Annotated in this window: 16 protein-coding genes; 7 read left to right on the forward strand and 9 right to left on the reverse strand. The window is 60.4% G+C overall.

The window, feature by feature from the left end; all coding sequences use genetic code 11:
- Positions 1-45: 45 nt before the first annotated feature.
- Positions 46-528 (reverse strand): anti-sigma factor antagonist RssC, encoded by a 483-nt coding sequence (rssC, locus tag UIA24_RS11820; RefSeq protein WP_065758484.1) that lies wholly within the window; start codon positions 526-528, stop codon positions 46-48.
- The gene (gene rssB, locus UIA24_RS11825) at positions 525-1,709 is read right to left on the reverse strand and encodes a two-component system response regulator RssB (RefSeq protein WP_330522910.1); all 1,185 of its coding nucleotides are present in this window, start codon (positions 1,707-1,709) and stop codon (positions 525-527) included. The genes rssC and rssB overlap by 4 nt, the downstream gene beginning before the upstream one ends.
- A gap of 270 nt (positions 1,710-1,979) precedes the next feature.
- On the opposite strand from rssB, the gene UIA24_RS11830 reads away from it, so the two are divergent.
- Positions 1,980-2,279, forward strand: coding sequence for a PilZ domain-containing protein (locus tag UIA24_RS11830; RefSeq protein WP_099775387.1), 300 nt, complete (start codon positions 1,980-1,982; stop codon positions 2,277-2,279).
- 153 nt (positions 2,280-2,432) lie between these two features.
- Here the strand turns inward: UIA24_RS11830 and UIA24_RS11835 are convergent, their stop codons facing one another.
- Positions 2,433-3,137, reverse strand: coding sequence for an MlaA family lipoprotein (locus UIA24_RS11835; RefSeq protein WP_099775388.1), 705 nt, complete (start codon positions 3,135-3,137; stop codon positions 2,433-2,435).
- Positions 3,138-3,335: 198 nt separating this feature from the next.
- Between UIA24_RS11835 and UIA24_RS11840 the strand changes: the two genes are divergently transcribed.
- Together UIA24_RS11840 and UIA24_RS11845 are read left to right on the forward strand one after the other, a co-directional pair.
- On the forward strand, positions 3,336-3,920 hold the full coding sequence (locus tag UIA24_RS11840) for a phosphonoacetaldehyde phosphonohydrolase-related protein (RefSeq protein WP_330522911.1): 585 nt from the start codon (positions 3,336-3,338) through the stop codon (positions 3,918-3,920).
- A gap of 123 nt (positions 3,921-4,043) precedes the next feature.
- On the forward strand, positions 4,044-4,307 hold the full coding sequence (locus tag UIA24_RS11845; protein ID WP_330522912.1) for a DUF4404 family protein: 264 nt from the start codon (positions 4,044-4,046) through the stop codon (positions 4,305-4,307).
- 41 nt (positions 4,308-4,348) lie between these two features.
- On the opposite strand, the gene queF is transcribed toward UIA24_RS11845, so the two are convergent.
- Together queF and UIA24_RS11855 are read right to left on the reverse strand one after the other, a co-directional pair.
- The gene (gene queF, locus UIA24_RS11850) at positions 4,349-5,179 is read right to left on the reverse strand and encodes an NADPH-dependent 7-cyano-7-deazaguanine reductase QueF (RefSeq protein WP_065758478.1); all 831 of its coding nucleotides are present in this window, start codon (positions 5,177-5,179) and stop codon (positions 4,349-4,351) included.
- A gap of 68 nt (positions 5,180-5,247) precedes the next feature.
- Complete coding sequence (locus tag UIA24_RS11855; RefSeq protein ID WP_330522913.1) at positions 5,248-5,772, reverse strand: cupredoxin domain-containing protein; 525 nt, start codon at positions 5,770-5,772, stop codon at positions 5,248-5,250.
- Positions 5,773-5,926: 154 nt separating this feature from the next.
- Between UIA24_RS11855 and UIA24_RS11860 the strand changes: the two genes are divergently transcribed.
- Complete coding sequence (locus UIA24_RS11860; RefSeq protein ID WP_065758476.1) at positions 5,927-6,607, forward strand: heavy metal response regulator transcription factor; 681 nt, start codon at positions 5,927-5,929, stop codon at positions 6,605-6,607.
- Positions 6,604-7,956, forward strand: a complete 1,353-nt coding sequence (locus UIA24_RS11865; protein ID WP_330522953.1) for a heavy metal sensor histidine kinase — start codon at positions 6,604-6,606, stop codon at positions 7,954-7,956. Before UIA24_RS11860 ends, UIA24_RS11865 begins: the two co-directional genes overlap by 4 nt.
- A 663-nt stretch (positions 7,957-8,619) precedes the next feature.
- On the opposite strand, the gene UIA24_RS11870 is transcribed toward UIA24_RS11865, so the two are convergent.
- The 3 genes from UIA24_RS11870 to UIA24_RS11880 all read right to left on the reverse strand — a co-directional run bounded on the left by UIA24_RS11870 (position 8,620) and on the right by UIA24_RS11880 (position 11,878).
- Complete coding sequence (locus tag UIA24_RS11870) at positions 8,620-9,864, reverse strand: lipoprotein-releasing ABC transporter permease subunit (RefSeq protein WP_330522914.1); 1,245 nt, start codon at positions 9,862-9,864, stop codon at positions 8,620-8,622.
- Positions 9,865-9,936: 72 nt separating this feature from the next.
- Positions 9,937-10,620, reverse strand: a complete 684-nt coding sequence (gene lolD / locus UIA24_RS11875) for a lipoprotein-releasing ABC transporter ATP-binding protein LolD (protein WP_176717400.1) — start codon at positions 10,618-10,620, stop codon at positions 9,937-9,939.
- A 7-nt stretch (positions 10,621-10,627) separates the two neighbouring features.
- Positions 10,628-11,878, reverse strand: coding sequence for a lipoprotein-releasing ABC transporter permease subunit (locus tag UIA24_RS11880; protein ID WP_330522915.1), 1,251 nt, complete (start codon positions 11,876-11,878; stop codon positions 10,628-10,630).
- 94 nt (positions 11,879-11,972) lie between these two features.
- Here UIA24_RS11880 and UIA24_RS11885 point away from each other — a divergent pair, with 94 nt between their 5' ends.
- Together UIA24_RS11885 and UIA24_RS11890 are read left to right on the forward strand one after the other, a co-directional pair.
- The gene (locus tag UIA24_RS11885; RefSeq protein WP_330522916.1) at positions 11,973-12,560 is read left to right on the forward strand and encodes a PilZ domain-containing protein; all 588 of its coding nucleotides are present in this window, start codon (positions 11,973-11,975) and stop codon (positions 12,558-12,560) included.
- Positions 12,561-12,589: 29 nt separating this feature from the next.
- Positions 12,590-13,312: a glycerophosphodiester phosphodiesterase gene (locus UIA24_RS11890; protein ID WP_330522917.1), complete on the forward strand. Its 723-nt coding sequence runs from the start codon at positions 12,590-12,592 to the stop codon at positions 13,310-13,312.
- A gap of 42 nt (positions 13,313-13,354) precedes the next feature.
- On the opposite strand, the gene sthA is transcribed toward UIA24_RS11890, so the two are convergent.
- Positions 13,355-14,749: a Si-specific NAD(P)(+) transhydrogenase gene (gene sthA, locus UIA24_RS11895; RefSeq protein ID WP_065758470.1), complete on the reverse strand. Its 1,395-nt coding sequence runs from the start codon at positions 14,747-14,749 to the stop codon at positions 13,355-13,357.
- Positions 14,750-14,832 lie beyond the last annotated feature (83 nt).

Raw genomic sequence — 14,832 nt, forward strand, 5'->3', positions numbered from 1 at the left:
TCAGGGAAGTTACCAGGGAGCGCAGAAACGCGCCCCTGGGCACGATCAGGTTCGCTCGAGGGCGTTGACCAGGTCGTGGAAGGCTTCGCGATTGGAATCGTTCAGGCCCATGAGGATCTTGTGCGCCTCAAGTACCTTGGCCCGTACCACGTCCTCACTCTGGTCCTGAGACGGCAGGTCGGTGAGGCATTCCGGGCACGGGATCGGCCGGTCGACGATGTTGAATACCTGATCGAAACCCATCGACTGCAACAGCCGGGTGATGTCGGCGTGGGTGGTGACCACGGTCGGCAGCAGCCCAACCTTCTGCCGCGAGAGAATCGACAGCTTGGCCAGCAGGCCCAGGGTGGTGCTGTCGATACTTTGGGTTTCGGTCAAATCAATCACGATCGCCGAAAAATTCAGCGCGGTGAAGATTTTTTCAATAGTCGCATCCAACGCCGAACACAGGGTAAGGCGTACTTCACCGACGAACTTCAGAACGAAGGTGCCATTCTGCTCGGCGAACTGGATTCTACCAGTACTCATTGAAGGTTCCTGCTCAACACCAATAGGGCGATATCATCCGGCATCTCCCCAAGCGTAGCCAATCCGAATCGTTGCCGCAGCCCATCCAGGCTGCCGCCCGCTGCCTTGACGATTTCCGGCAAGGCGGCTTCTTTATCTTTGAGTGTGCTGCCAGGCAAAAGGTCCAGAATGCCATCAGATAGCAGCGTAAGGCTGAATGCTGGTGGCAACTCCATGACCAGGTCCTGGTAGGTGGCTTCCTCGAACAACCCCACCGGCAGCCCACGACCGTCGAGGTAGCGGCTCTGGCCTGGGGTATACAACACCGGCAACGGCAAGTGCCCGCCAATACTGTAGGTCAGAAGACCGGTGTCTTCATCGATCACGCCACCTACCATAGTGACATGTTTGCCCAGCTTGCAGTTGATCAACCCTCGGTTGATGTGCCCGAGCACTTCCGAGGGTTTGAAATCACGCAGGGTGCCACTGCGCTTGAACTCGAACAACAGGCGCGTGGTCATGAACTTGAGCAGCACCGTGACGAAGGCGGACGACGCCCCATGGCCGGAAACATCCGCCAGGTAAAAGGCAATACGACGCTCGTCGACACGGAAGTAATCGGCAAAATCGCCCGAGAGGTAGAGCGACGGAATGATCTGGTGCTCGAATGAAAAGTCACCAGCCACCCAAGGGCTTTCCGGCAACATGTTCATCTGCACCTGACGACCCGCTGTCTGGTCCTCCTGCAACAGGTGCAGGCTGGCTTCCAGTTCGCGGTTGGCCGCTTCAAGTTTCTCCCGGTAGCGCTGGTTTTCCAGTACCAGTTGCGCACGGTCCAGTGCTCGACGCACCGAGTGCTCAAGTACTGCAAGGTCTTCCAGAGGCTTGATCAGGTAATCGGCAGCACCCAGCCGCAGCGCTTCGACGGCGTCATTCATGACCCCGGCGCCAGACACCACAATGACCGGCAGATCAGGCGTGCGCTCAGTCACCTGGCGAATCAGCTCCAGGCCACCCATCTGCGGCATGCGCAGGTCGCAAATCACGAGATCGGGCTGGTTCTGCTCGAAGACTTGAAGACCCTGCTGGCCATTACTCGCTTGCAGGACATTGAAACCGCTGTCTTCGAGGTAGGCGGCGAGACTGGCACGTACTACGTCGTCATCGTCGATTATCAGCAGCGTTGCACTGGTTTTCTGCATGTGGGCAAACGGCGCCAGAAATAGGTTGGGGTAGGCGGCTCGGTCGGGCCGGAGCGCACTTACTGGATTCACTTCTAGCCTCTCTTCTATGAGTTGTAGGACAAGATGACCTGCCCAGCAAATATCAGAGGTGCCCTGTAAGGCGCAGACGGTACTCCCATCTGCCGGGTGTTTCAAGCTCACGCCGATGGTCGCTGACGCTCTTTACAGCGCAAAGAGCCGGGAGTTATAAAAACGGCTTTGACCGCAACCCAATGGAAGGATGCAGGTATGAGTCGAATCCACGCAGACTACAGCGAAAAGCGCGATTTCATTCGAATGAAAGTGGACAAGGATGTCAGCCTGATCCACGCCGACCAGGTCATCGCCGCTGTATGTCTGGATCTTTCAAGCAGCGGCCTGCAGGTTCAGGCCCCCCGCTCGTTCAAGGTCGGTGACGCGCTTGAGGTGCGTATCGAGTCTGATCACCCCGCCCTCAAAGGGCTGGAGGCCAGTACCCGGGTCGTGTGGATCGCCGATCAGGCCGAAGGCCAGCAGAAACTGGGCCTGCGCATCATCGAAATGCACTGAGCCACGCCCAGGAAAGAGGTGCACGCTTGCTAAGCAGCAGCGATACCATCGCAGGCAAGCGTGCTCCCACGGTGCAGGGGCGGGTCTTGCCAGCGATGCACGCGCTGCGTATCGGCCGACGGCGGCCGGGACGCCTTTTAGCGCTTCTGCGGATCAGAAGTCGTCTTCGACCTGCCCATCCTTGACCTTGAACTCACGGTTTTGCAGGTAGGCGTTGCGGATGAAGGTGTACTTGTCGCCACGAATCATCTTCTCGGCTGACAACAGGCTGGCACGGGTATCCACTACATCAACGCCAATACTGGTGTTACGGGTCGGGATATGGCCCATGTAACGGAAGGGTTCGGTGTAAGTGTCCGGGTACTTGGAAATGGCATCACGGACGTTGCTTGGGCCCAGGAATGGCAATACGACGTATGGGCCGCTGCTTACGCCCCAGTAACCCAGCGTTTGGCCGAAGTCTTCATCGTTGCGCTCCAGCCCCATCTTGGTGCCCACATCGAAGAAACCGACAAGGCCAAAGGTGGTGTTGAAGATCAGCCGTGCGGTATCGACCCCGGCAGCACGAGGCTTGAGCTGCAGGACATCGTTGGCCAGGTTGCCAACATCACCGATGTTGCGAAACATGTTGTGGATACCGTCTTCCAGAAACTGTGGCGTGACGGCCTGGTAACCCTGCGCCAAAGGCTTGAGCGCATAGGTGTCGATCGTATCGTTGAAGCGGAAGATGGGCCGGTTGATGCTCTCCCATGGGTCTTCCTCGGTTGCCGCCTGGGCCGCCAGGGGCCCCAGCAGCAGCCCGGCACAGACGCAGACACGGGTCATCCGATCAATCAAGCCTGTACCAATCCTGCGCATACACTCACTCCTCGACAATCACAAGGCGCTATCAGCGCCCCAAACTCAAAAATGAAATCAGTATAAAGGGTATGTCTCAGATTAGTCAGCGCGACATGGCCGGGATCAGCAAAATGTAAACAATTGCCACATTGTTTGATCGTCATCTGGCTGTCATCCTCTGTGCGTAGCCTGCAAGGTTATTTCAGGGACGATGCCATGCCCCAATCACCTGCTTTAACCGCACTGCTATTCGGACTACGCGGCTGCCTGGTTGACTTTGGCGCACGTAGCGATAGTTTCGAGCATTCGCCACAGGCGACTCCCGGCGCACTGCCGGCATTGGCACGCCTGCGCAGGCAAGCCGTGCCCTGCGGCTGGATCGATGAAATCCCGCTCGCTGTGGCCGAACACTTGAGCCGCCCCTTGCCCGATTGGCTCAAGCCGCACAGCAGTATGCACGACACGCCCTGGCCGGCACCGGACGCGTGCTGGCATGCATTGATGGCGCTGAAAGTAAACCAACTGGATGGCTGCGTGCTGGTCAGCGGCGAACCCAGGTTGCTGCAATCCGGGCTCAACGCGGGTCTCTGGACCATAGGCCTGGCGGCATGCGGCTCATTATGTGGTTTGAGCAGCAGCCAGTGGCAGGCCTTGAGCCCGCAAGAGCAGGCACACAAACGCGGCAAGGCGACACTGCAGCTCTATGCCTTGGGCGTGCATTCAGTCATCGACCATCTGGAAGCGCTCGACGATTGCCTCGCCGATATTGGCCAGCGTCGACTCAAAGGCGAGAAGCCCTGACACACCACCGTTGATCCGGGTCATGCAAAGCAACGCCGAGTGGATTACCCTGTCAGACATGGCATGGACCTTTCGCCAGTGGCGGTGGTCCATGGCTGTGCCTATTCATAGAGGGAGATCACCATGCCTGCCCGCGAACTGCAACAGCAAATCGAGGCCCTGCGCGAGCAACTGGAGCAAAATCCACCGCTCTCACTGGAAGAGCGTGAAAACCTGCAACAGCTGATGCAACAGATCGAAACCGAGCTCAAACTGGAGCGATTCTCCACAGAGAACAACCTGGTAGACGGGGTGAACCTGGCGGTCGAACGCTTCGAAGTCGACCACCCTGGCCTGACAGCCACCTTGCGCAATATCGTTCAGAGCCTGCAAAGCATGGGTATCTGAGAGTACCAGAGCCAGCACCTGCAGCCCTGCAGGCGCTGGTGCTACTGGCGTACCAACCGCGAATTGCCCAGGCTGATCGTATCGGTACTGCGGTAGGGGTTGATGTCCAGCCCGCCACGGCGCACATAACGCGCATACACCGTCAGCGTCTCAGGCTTGAGCAGACGCTTGAGGTCGAGGTAGATCCGCTCCACGCACTGTTCATGGAAGTCCGCATGCTGGCGGAAGCTGATCAGGTAGGCCAACAGGCTGGCAGGGTCGAGTGCCGGGCCACGGTAATGCACGGTCACGCTCCCCCAGTCCGGCTGGCCGGTGACCGGGCAGTTGGATTTGAGCAAATGGCTGTGCAGGGTTTCTTCGACCACCCGCCCAGTATCGCAGCGCAGCAACTCCGGCTGAGGATGCTCGTACTGGCTGATGCTGACATCCAGGTCATCAATACAGACACCCGGCAACGCCGCTACGCCCTCCCCTTCGACCTCAGACAAGGTACGCACGCGCACACCGACCGGCTTGCCAGCGGCCGCCGAAAGGTCTTTTTCCAGGCAGGCCTGCAGCGCTTGCACCGAGGCGAATACAGTCTGGTTCAGCGAATTGAGGTAGAGCTTGAACGACTTCGACTCAATGATGTTCGGCGAATCGGCCGGGATCGCAAACTCACCGATGGCCACCACCGGCTTGCCGGACGGCAGCAGCCAGGACAGCTCAAAGCAGTTCCAGTAGTCGACACCCTGCCACGGCAAGGTGTCGGCGCTGACACCCAGTTCAGCCCACTTCGCCGCACGCGGGATCGGGAACAACAGGGACGGGGTGTAAGTGGCGATGTATTCGCTGGACTTGCCCAGCGGGGAATGTTCGGCGGCGGGGTGCATGGCTCAAACCTGAAGGACGAAATACGCCTAGTTTATCGGGTTTGTGCCATGCGTTGGGCAATCACCTGTCACTGAGCGATGGTCAGCTTGCCCACCATGCCGGCCTGATAGTGGCCCGGAACGTTGCAGGCGAACTCGATCGGGGTCGACTGGGTGAACGTCCAGGTCAGTTCTGCGGTCTTGCCGGGAGCGACCATTACCACATTGGCATCGTCATGGGACATCCCGCCCCCGTGCATCATCCCGCCATGATTCATCGTCATGTGGCTCATGTTTCCATGTTCCATTTTTGCGTGATCCATCCCACCCGGCATGGCGAGCATTTCCCGCTGATGCCGAGCATGCATGGCCGCATCACCGAGGTTGAACTCGTGTGGCAACTGGCCCTTGTTGGTCAGCACGAAACGTACGGTCTCACCCGCCTTGACCTGCAGCGCACGCGGGGCAAAGTACATGTCGCCAAGTTCCACCTCGACAGTACGGGTTGCCTGGTCCGCGGTAGCGGGATGACCGAAGGCAAAGGGTTGCGCCGGCGCAGCAAACAGCGGCAGGCTGAACAGCGCCAAGGCGCCGGCAAGGATAAAACGTGACATGGTCGGTTTACTCCGGGGTTGTCTCGACATGACAGCCACTCTAGCGAGGTGCCACTGGCAACCAGCTGACGAAAAGATTACAACTTTGTCAGCTTTGCCTTTTGCCATTCACACCACGGTATAACGCCCTGCCCACCCTTACCATGAGCGCCCCATGAAACTGCTGATCGTCGAAGACCAGGCCAAGACCGGCCAGTACCTGTGCCAGGGCTTGAGTGAAGCCGGGTTCAGCGCAGAGCTGGCCACCGATGGCAATACGGGCCAGCACCTGGCACTCAGCGGCGATTACGCGCTGTTGATTCTCGATGTCATGCTGCCGGGCCGTGATGGCTGGCAGATCCTGCAGGCGGTGCGCGCTGCCGGGCTGGATACCCCGGTACTGTTCCTGACGGCGCGCGATGCCGTGGAAGACCGCGTGCACGGCCTGGAGCTGGGTGCCGACGATTACCTGGTCAAGCCGTTCGCCTTTTCCGAATTGCTGGCGCGGGTACGCACCCTGCTGCGTCGCGGCAGCAGCCCGACACAAGAAACCCTGCTGGGTGTGGCAGACCTGAGCCTTGACCTGATCCGCCGCCGGGTGGAACGCGCCGGGCAACGCATCGACCTGACCGCCAAGGAGTTTTCCCTGCTTGAACTGCTGCTGCGCCGCCAAGGCGAAGTACTGCCAAAATCGCTGATTGCCTCGCAGGTGTGGGACATGAACTTTGAAAGCGACACCAACGTGATCGAGGTCGCTATCCGCCGCCTGCGCCTCAAAATCGACGACGCACACGACAACAAGCTCATCCATACCGTGCGCGGCATGGGCTACGTCCTCGAAGAGCGGACGGCCTGATGCGCCGTCTTTCACTCGGCAACCGCCTGGCGCTGCTGTTTGCGGCCTGCACGGCGGTGGTCTCGCTGTTTGCTGGCGTACTGTTCAGTCGCGCCAGCGAAACTCATTTCATCGAGTTGGACCAGCAATTGCTCAGCGGCCGCCTGTCGTTGATGCGTCAGCTACTTGAGGGCGTGCATGACCCTGCAAGCCTGAACACGCGGCTGCCTGCGCTGCAGACGGAGCTAAGCCATCAGGCCGATCTGGCCGTGCGCATCCGCGGCAATGACGGACGCCTGTGGTTCGATAGCCAGCCCGGCCTGCCGGACTCGCCAATGTCGCCCGGCCTGAACACCCTGACGAGCGACGGCGCCGATTATCGCAGCCTCAGCGAACCCCTCGACGGCGACGGCACACCGAACCTGACACTGTTCCTCGACATCACCCATCACCAGCACTTCCTGCAGCGCATGCAACGGCTGATCTGGCTGACCGTGGGTCTCTCGGCACTGGCCACCGCCCTGCTCGGTGCCTGGGCCGTACGCAGTGGCCTGCGCCCCTTACGGCAGATGGGTGAAGTGGCGGCCGGGGTTTCGGCCCGATCGCTGACCACTCGCCTGCCGGTAGCCCAGATGCCGATTGAGCTCGCGGACCTGGCGAACACCGTCAACGCCATGCTTGAGCGACTGGACGATGCCTTCCAGCGCCTTTCGGCATTCTCTTCCGACATCGCCCATGAGTTGCGTACGCCGCTGTCCAATCTGCTGACCCACACCCAGGTCACCCTGACCCGTCCGCGCAGCCTGGAAGAGTACCGCGAGGCCCTGCACGGCAACCTTGAAGAGCTGCAGTGGATGGCTCAGCTGGTCAACGACATGCTCTACCTGGCCAAGGCCGATAACGGCCTGCTAATGCCCAGCCGCCAGCCGCTGGCATTGGAAGATGAGGTTGGCGCACTGCTGGAGTACTACGCACCATTGGCCGAGGACGCTCAGGTACGCTTGAGCCATATCGGCCAGGCGCGACTGGAAGGCGACCGCCACATGTTGCGCCGGGCACTGTCCAATCTGCTGGACAATGCCTTGCGGTTTACCCCGGCTGGCGGCGAGATCCGCCTGAAGATTGAGCAGCAGGATGCGGGTGTGAGGCTGGAAGTGGCCAACAGCGGCGAGCCGATTGACCCAGCGCTGATACCGCGGCTGTTCGACCGATTCTACCGCGTCGACCCGGCGCGCCATGAGGGCAACAGTGAGCACGCAGGTTTGGGCCTGGCGATCACCCAATCGATCATCAAGGCGCATGGCGGAAGCATTCATGGCGAATCAGCGCAGGGCTGGACGCGCTTCGTGATTGAGTTGCCGACAGCGTAGGGGGCTGCAGCCCATCCTGTAGGAGCCGGGCTTGCCCGCGATGGCATCAGCGTGGTGCCAGCAGGTTCGCGGTGCTTGCATCGCAGGCAAGCCTGCTCCAACGCATCTTGCAGGAGCCGGGCTTGCCCGCGATAGCATCAGCGTGGTGTCAGCAGGTTCGCGGTGCTTGCATCGCAGGCAAGCCTGCTCCAACACATCCTGCAGGAGCCGGGCTTGCCCGCGATGGCATCGGCGCGGTGTCAGCAGGTTCGCAGTGCTTGCATCGCAGGCAAGCCTGCTCCAACACATCCTGTAGGAGCCGGGCTTGCCCGCGATAGCATCAGCGTAGTGTCAGCAGGTTCGCGGTGCTTGCATCGCAGGCAAGCCTGCTCCAACACACCCTGTAGGAGCCGGGCTTGCCCGCGATGGCATCGGCGCGGTGTCAGCAGGTTCGCGGTGCTTGCATCGCGGGCAAGCCTGCTCCAACGCATCCTGCAGGAGCCAGGCTTGCCCGCGATAGCATCAGCGTAGTGTCAGCAGGTTCGCGGTGCTTGCATCGCAGGCAAGCCTGCTCCAACGCATCCTGTAGGAGCCGGGCTTGCCCGCGATAGCATCAGCGCGGTGCCAGCAAGGTCGCGGTGCTTGCATCGCAGGCAAGCCTGCTCCAACAGGGCTGCAATGGGCTTACTCATAACGCAGGGCGTACGCTGGCTCTACCTGCGAGGCACGCCACGCTGGATACAGCGTCGCCAGGAAGCTCATCACCAGCCCTGCACTGCAGATCAACGCCACATCGCCCCATTGCAGTTCCGACGGCAAGGTACTGACGAAGTACACGTCGGAGGTGAAGATATGCTGCCCGCTCACACGCTCGAGCCAACCGACCAGTTGGCTGACATTGATCGCGGCGATCACCCCGAGTACGCCCCCGATCAGCGTGCCGACGATACCGATCAATGTCCCCTGCACCATGAACGTGCCCATGATCTGCGCGGGCGTGGCGCCGATGGTGCGCAGGATCGCGATATCCGCGCCCTTGTCATTCACGACCATGATCAGGGTGGCAATGATGTTGAACGCCGCCACCGCGATGATCATCATCAACAGCAGGCCAATCATGGTCTTTTCCATTTTCATGGCACTGAACAGGCTACCCTGGGTGTGGGTCCAGTCATCGGCGCGGAACTGGTCACCCAACTGACCGACAATCGCTGTCGACACCTGAGGTGCGCTGTACAGGTCCTGCACCTTGATGCGTACACCCTGCACCTGGTTCGGCGCCCAATGTTGCATCTGCGCCGCATCGGCCATGTGGATCAGGCCCATGGAGCCATCAAGCTCGGCACCAACCTTGAACACGCCCACCACGTTCAGGCGCTGCATGCGCGGGGTAATACCGCCTGGCGCGGTGCTGACTTCCGGCACGATCAAGGTGAGCTTGTCACCGACATTCAAATGGAAACGCCGCGCTGTAATCTCACCGATCACCACGCCGAACTCATCCGGTTTCAGGTCATCCAGGCGCCCCTGAACGATGTGACTGGCAACGATCGACACCTTGGCTTCCTGAGCCGGGTCGATACCGCTGATCTGGATCGGCTGCATCATGCCCTTGTAGGACAGCATGCCTTCAAGCTCTGTCAGTGGTGCTGCGGCAATCACCTGCGGGTTCTTCAGCGCAGTAGCGGCCACGGCTTGCCAGTCATCCACCGGCTTGACGCCCAGCAGGGCAGCATGGGGCACCATGCCGAGAATCCGTGCGCTCATTTCACGCTGAAAACCGTTCATGACCGACAGCACCACGATCATCGCCAGCACGCCCAGGGCCAGGCCGATCATCGAGGTCATGGAGATGAACGAGATAAAGTGGTTACGGCGCTTGGCGCGGGTGTAGCGTGCGCCAATGAAAATAGACAAGGGTCTGAACATGAACTGAAGCACCCGGAAAAAGAGAAAGAACACGGTGCCGGCCATTCACGACCGACACCCTGTACGGCCAGATCAGATCGGCACCAGACGCCCTTCTTCCAGGCGCAGTACGCGGTCCATCTGCCGGGCCAGGCTGAGGTCGTGGGTTACCACCAGAAAGGCGGTCTGCGACGAACTGCTCAGCTCCTTCATCAGCTCCTGGATACCTTGGGCGGTATGCTGGTCGAGGTTGCCGGTCGGCTCATCAAGCATGACCAGGCCAGGGCGATTGACCAGCGCTCGCGCAATGGCCACGCGCTGACGTTCGCCACCAGACAGTTCAGACGGTTTGTGGCTCAGACGATGCCCCAGCCCTACCCGCTTGAGCAGCGCTTCAGCGCGCTCGCGCGCCTCAGGAATGGCGGTACGACCAATCAGCAGCGGCATGCAGACGTTCTCCAGCGCGGTGAACTCTGGCAACAGGTGGTGGAACTGGTAGACAAACCCCAGCGCACGGTTGCGCAACAGGCCTCGGGCCCGCTCACCCAGCGCCGAAAGCTCTTCACCAGCCAGCCAGACACTGCCCTCGGTGGGCGTATCCAGGCCACCCAGCAGGTTGAGCAAGGTACTCTTGCCCGAGCCGGAACTGCCGACGATGGCTATACGCTCACCCGGGTGCAGTTCCAACTGCAGGCCCGAGAGCACCCGAACCGACTCCGGGCCCTCTTCATAGGACTTGCCCAGGTTGCGGCAACTCAGCACAGCTTTATTACTCATGCCCAACTCACTCATAACGTAGCGCCTCCGCTGGCTGGGTGCGTGCCGCACGCCAGGCCGGATACAGGGTGGCGAGGAAACTCAGGACCAGTGCCGCGCCACAGACCATCCAGACATCCTCGGCCATCACCTGGGACGGCAGGTAGTCGATGAAATAGACGTCGGCATTGAGGAATTTGTGGCCGATCAACGACTCAAGGCCGGCGATCGCAGCACTGACGTTCAGGGCAGCGGCAATGCCGACCACCGCACCGATAAGCGTACCGACCACGCCAATGACCGTACCCTGGACCATGAAGATTGCCATGATCTGCCCCGGGGTTGCCCCCAGGGTGCGCAGAATGGCGATATCGCCCTTCTTGTCGTTCACCACCATCACCAGCGTGGAGATGATGTTGAACGCAGCGACGGCGACAATCAGCAGCAACAACAGGCCGATCATGGCTTTTTCCATGCGGATGGCCTGGTACAGGTTGCCGTGGCTGCGGGTCCAGTCGCGGGCGTAGAACTCCTGGTCACCCAGTTTCTGGGCGATGCTCCAGGCCGTGCGCGGCGCCTGGAACAGGTCATCGAACTTCAGTCGCAGGCCTTGCACCTGGTCGGCTTTCCAACGGTGCAAGCGCGACAGGTCGGAGAGGTTGGTCAACCCGAGGTAGCCGTCGATCTCGCCAGCGCCAACATGGAAGATGCCGACCACGGTGAACCGCTTCATGCGCGGGAACATACCAGCAGGCGTCACGGTCACTTCAGGTGCAACGAAGGTCAGCTTGTCGCCAATGCCGACGCCCAACTTGGTCGCCGCCTTGTCGCCGATCATGATGCCGAACTCACCGGGCACCAGGTCATCAAGCCGGCCCTGGCGGATAAAGTCATCGATGATCGAGACCTTGCGCTCCTGACCTGGGTCAATGCCATTGAGCAAGACTTTCTGCACCTTGCCATCGTGAGTCAGCAACCCTTGCATCTGGGTGAACGGTGCCACCGCCACCACCTGCGGGTTCTGCTTTACTGTATCGGCAAGTGCAGGCCAGTTATTGATGGGCTGGCCGGTTTCAAGCGTGGCATGGGGCACCATGCCCAGTACGCGGGTACGCATCTCATGATCGAAGCCATTCATGACCGAAAGCACCACGATCATCACCACCACGCCCAGGGCGAGGCCGATCATCGAGGTCAGGGAAATGAACGAGACGAAGTGGTTGCGGCGCTTGGCACGGGTATAACGCGTACCGATGAATACGAAGAGAGGTCTGAACATGTCGGGGCTTGTTCGGATGAAAGAGGAACGTCCTTGTGGCGGGGCTTGGACAGCAGCTTTACACTCAGACCACCGCCGCTACCATGGGTTCGCCATGTCGACATTAGATGAAGAAGATCGCCGCGAATACTACCGTATCGAGGATAGGATCGCACTGGAAATTCGCCCACTGAACGTTGCCGATGCGTCTGGCACAGAGTTGTTGCAAGATGCGTCACCGCTGTTCAACCTGCTCAGCGAACTGCACCTGAGCGAATTCGAGTCACAGCACCTGTTGCGCCAGGTCAGCGAAAAGGACCGCACCCTCGCAGCCTTTCTCAAAGCCCAGAACAAACGCATCGATTTGCTCAGTCAGGTAGTCGCCCAGAGCCTGCTCGGGCAGATCGGTGAACCGCACGCCGTAAAACTCTCCGAAGGCGGCATCGAGGCCCGCCAGCGCCAGGCGCTGGCTGTGGGCAGCCGCGTCGCGGTGAAAATGGTGTTGATGCCGCAAGCCCTGGGGTTGCTGCTACGCGCCAAGGTCACGCATTGCGACAGCAAGCCTGACGGGCTGTTCGATATTGGCGCCGAGTTCATCGACATCACCGACGCACAACGCCAGCTACTGGCGCGCTACATCCTGCAACGCCAGGCGCAACAACGGCGCCAGGCACTGGAGCAGAACAGCGCAACGCCCACCTGAGTTTCACTCTTTACCTTGAAGGAACAAACGTGACCCAGATCTACGGCCACCGTGGCGCCAAGGGCGAAGCGCCCGAGAATACCCTGACCAGCTTCCAGCAATGCCTGAGCCATGGCGTGCGGCGTTGCGAACTCGACCTGCACCTGTCTGCCGACAATGAACTGATGGTCATTCACGACCCGACACTCAAGCGCACTACCGGTCGACGCGGCAAGGTGGTTGAGCACAACGCCAGTGATCTGGTGACCTATGACGCACGCAAGGGTGGGCCGGGCTGGATACACCCCTGCCCCATCCCGCGCCTTGAGGAACTATTCGAGAAGTGCGATTTCAAGCACTGGCAACTTGAGGTCAAGAGCGCCTCACGCATGCGTGCCGCCACCACGGTATTGGCTATCCGCGAAATGGCGCTGCGCTTTGGCCTGCTCGACAAGATCACCATCACCTCCAGCTCACGGGAAGTGCTCGCTGCCGCCCTGGAATTGACCCCGGACATCTCGCGCGGCCTGGTAGCCGAATACGCCTGGCTCGACCCACTGAAGGTCGCCCAGAACTATGGCTGTGAGATGCTTGCGCTGAACTGGACACTGTGCAGCCCGGAACGCCTGGCAAAAGCTCAGCGCCAGGGCTTGCACGTGTCGGTGTGGACAGTCAACGAACCGGCGCTGATGCGCAGGCTCGCTGACTTCGGCGTAGACAGCCTGATTACAGACTTTCCCGGTTTGGCCACTGCCACCCTCGAGAATTGCTGAAATCGGTCTCCCCGGCCGGCTCAGGCCACCGGCCGGAGCCGCTCAAAAAAGCCGGTTGAGGCCGTCGTAGGCCGCTACCCGATAGGCTTCAGCCATGGTCGGGTAGTTGAAGGTGGTGTTGACGAAGTACTTCAGGGTATTGCACTCACCCGGCTGATCCATGATGGCCTGGCCAATGTGAACGATCTCCGACGCCTGATAACCGAAGCAATGTACGCCGAGGATTTCCAGGGTCTCGCGGTGGAACAGGATCTTCAGCATGCCCTGGGGCTCGCCGGCGATCTGCGCACGCGCCATGCTCTTGAAGAACGCCTTGCCGACTTCGTAAGGCACCTTGGCCTGGGTCAGCTCCTGCTCGTTCTTGCCGATCGAGCTGATCTCAGGAATGGTGTAGATACCGGTCGGCACGTCGTTGACGAAGCGCCAGCTGCCGTTATCAACGATGCTGCCCGCTGCCGAACGACCCTGGTCGTGAGCGGCACTGGCCAGACTCGGCCAGCCGATCACATCGCCCGCGCCGTAGATGTTCGGCACACAGGTGCGGTAGTTCTCGTCCACTTCGATCTGGCCACGGCTGTTGACCTTGATACCGATGTTTTCCAGGCCCAGCTTGTCGGTGTTGCCGGTACGGCCGTTGCACCAGAGCAAGGCGTCCGCCTTGATCTTCTTGCCCGACTTCAGGTGCAGGATCACGCCGTTATCCAGCCCTTCAACACGCTCGTAGTCTTCGTTGTGACGTACGGTGATGTTGTTGTTGCTGAAGTGGTAGCTCAACGCCTGGGAGATTTCCGAGTCGAGGAAGCTGAGCAACTGACCACGGTTGTCCACCAGCTCAACCAGTACACCCAGACCGCTGAAGATCGAGGCGTATTCGCAACCAATGACACCGGCACCGTAAACGATCAGCTTGCGCGGCGTATGGCCGAGGCTGAGGATGGTGTCGCTATCGTAGATACGCGGGTGATGGAAATCGATATCGGCCGGGCGATAAGGACGCGAGCCGGTAGCGATGATGATGTGCTTGGCTACCAGTTTCTCGACCACGCCGTTGGCGCAGACCACTTCGACGGTCTGTTCGTCAGCGAAGCTGCCGGTACCGAAGAACACGTCAACGCGGTTACGTGCGTAGTAGCCGGTGCGCGAAGCCACCTGCTTGGCGATTACCTTCTCGGCGCTCTTGAGCACGTCCGGGAACGAGAACCAGCGCGGCTCACCAATGGCCCGGAACATCGGGTTGGTGTTGAACTGCATGATCTGGCGCACCGAGTGACGCAGGGCCTTGGACGGGATGGTGCCCAGATGGGTGCAGTTGCCGCCGACCTGGCGACGGCTATCGACCATCGCCACCTTGCGCCCTGCTTTGGCGGCATTCATTGCCGCCCCTTCTCCTGCCGGGCCGGACCCCAGCACCACTACGTCGTAGTTGTAGACAGCCATGCGTACTCCTTCAGAACAGGCCCGCTCGCCACGCCGGCGATCGGGGCTAGATCATGCCGCCAAGAGCGTCATGAAAATATTCG

The organism is Pseudomonas sp. AL 58 (assembly GCF_036348395.1).
GTDB lineage: Bacteria > Pseudomonadota > Gammaproteobacteria > Pseudomonadales > Pseudomonadaceae > Aquipseudomonas > Aquipseudomonas defluvii.

What these genes read in the sequence shown, in the direction of transcription:
- rssB (WP_330522910.1), bottom strand. Translation starts at nt 1,709, where the DNA reads ATGCAGAAAACCAGTGCAACGCTGCTGATAATCGACGATGACGACGTA.
- sthA (WP_065758470.1), bottom strand. Translation starts at nt 14,749, where the DNA reads ATGGCTGTCTACAACTACGACGTAGTGGTGCTGGGGTCCGGCCCGGCA.
- UIA24_RS11840 (WP_330522911.1), top strand. Translation starts at nt 3,336, where the DNA reads ATGCCCCAATCACCTGCTTTAACCGCACTGCTATTCGGACTACGCGGC.
- rssC (WP_065758484.1), bottom strand. Translation starts at nt 528, where the DNA reads ATGAGTACTGGTAGAATCCAGTTCGCCGAGCAGAATGGCACCTTCGTT.
- lolD (WP_176717400.1), bottom strand. Translation starts at nt 10,620, where the DNA reads ATGAGTAATAAAGCTGTGCTGAGTTGCCGCAACCTGGGCAAGTCCTAT.
- UIA24_RS11830 (WP_099775387.1), top strand. Translation starts at nt 1,980, where the DNA reads ATGAGTCGAATCCACGCAGACTACAGCGAAAAGCGCGATTTCATTCGA.
- UIA24_RS11860 (WP_065758476.1), top strand. Translation starts at nt 5,927, where the DNA reads ATGAAACTGCTGATCGTCGAAGACCAGGCCAAGACCGGCCAGTACCTG.
- queF (WP_065758478.1), bottom strand. Translation starts at nt 5,179, where the DNA reads ATGCACCCCGCCGCCGAACATTCCCCGCTGGGCAAGTCCAGCGAATAC.
- UIA24_RS11870 (WP_330522914.1), bottom strand. Translation starts at nt 9,864, where the DNA reads ATGTTCAGACCCTTGTCTATTTTCATTGGCGCACGCTACACCCGCGCC.
- UIA24_RS11855 (WP_330522913.1), bottom strand. Translation starts at nt 5,772, where the DNA reads ATGTCACGTTTTATCCTTGCCGGCGCCTTGGCGCTGTTCAGCCTGCCG.
- UIA24_RS11885 (WP_330522916.1), top strand. Translation starts at nt 11,973, where the DNA reads ATGTCGACATTAGATGAAGAAGATCGCCGCGAATACTACCGTATCGAG.
- UIA24_RS11880 (WP_330522915.1), bottom strand. Translation starts at nt 11,878, where the DNA reads ATGTTCAGACCTCTCTTCGTATTCATCGGTACGCGTTATACCCGTGCC.
- UIA24_RS11835 (WP_099775388.1), bottom strand. Translation starts at nt 3,137, where the DNA reads ATGCGCAGGATTGGTACAGGCTTGATTGATCGGATGACCCGTGTCTGC.
- UIA24_RS11845 (WP_330522912.1), top strand. Translation starts at nt 4,044, where the DNA reads ATGCCTGCCCGCGAACTGCAACAGCAAATCGAGGCCCTGCGCGAGCAA.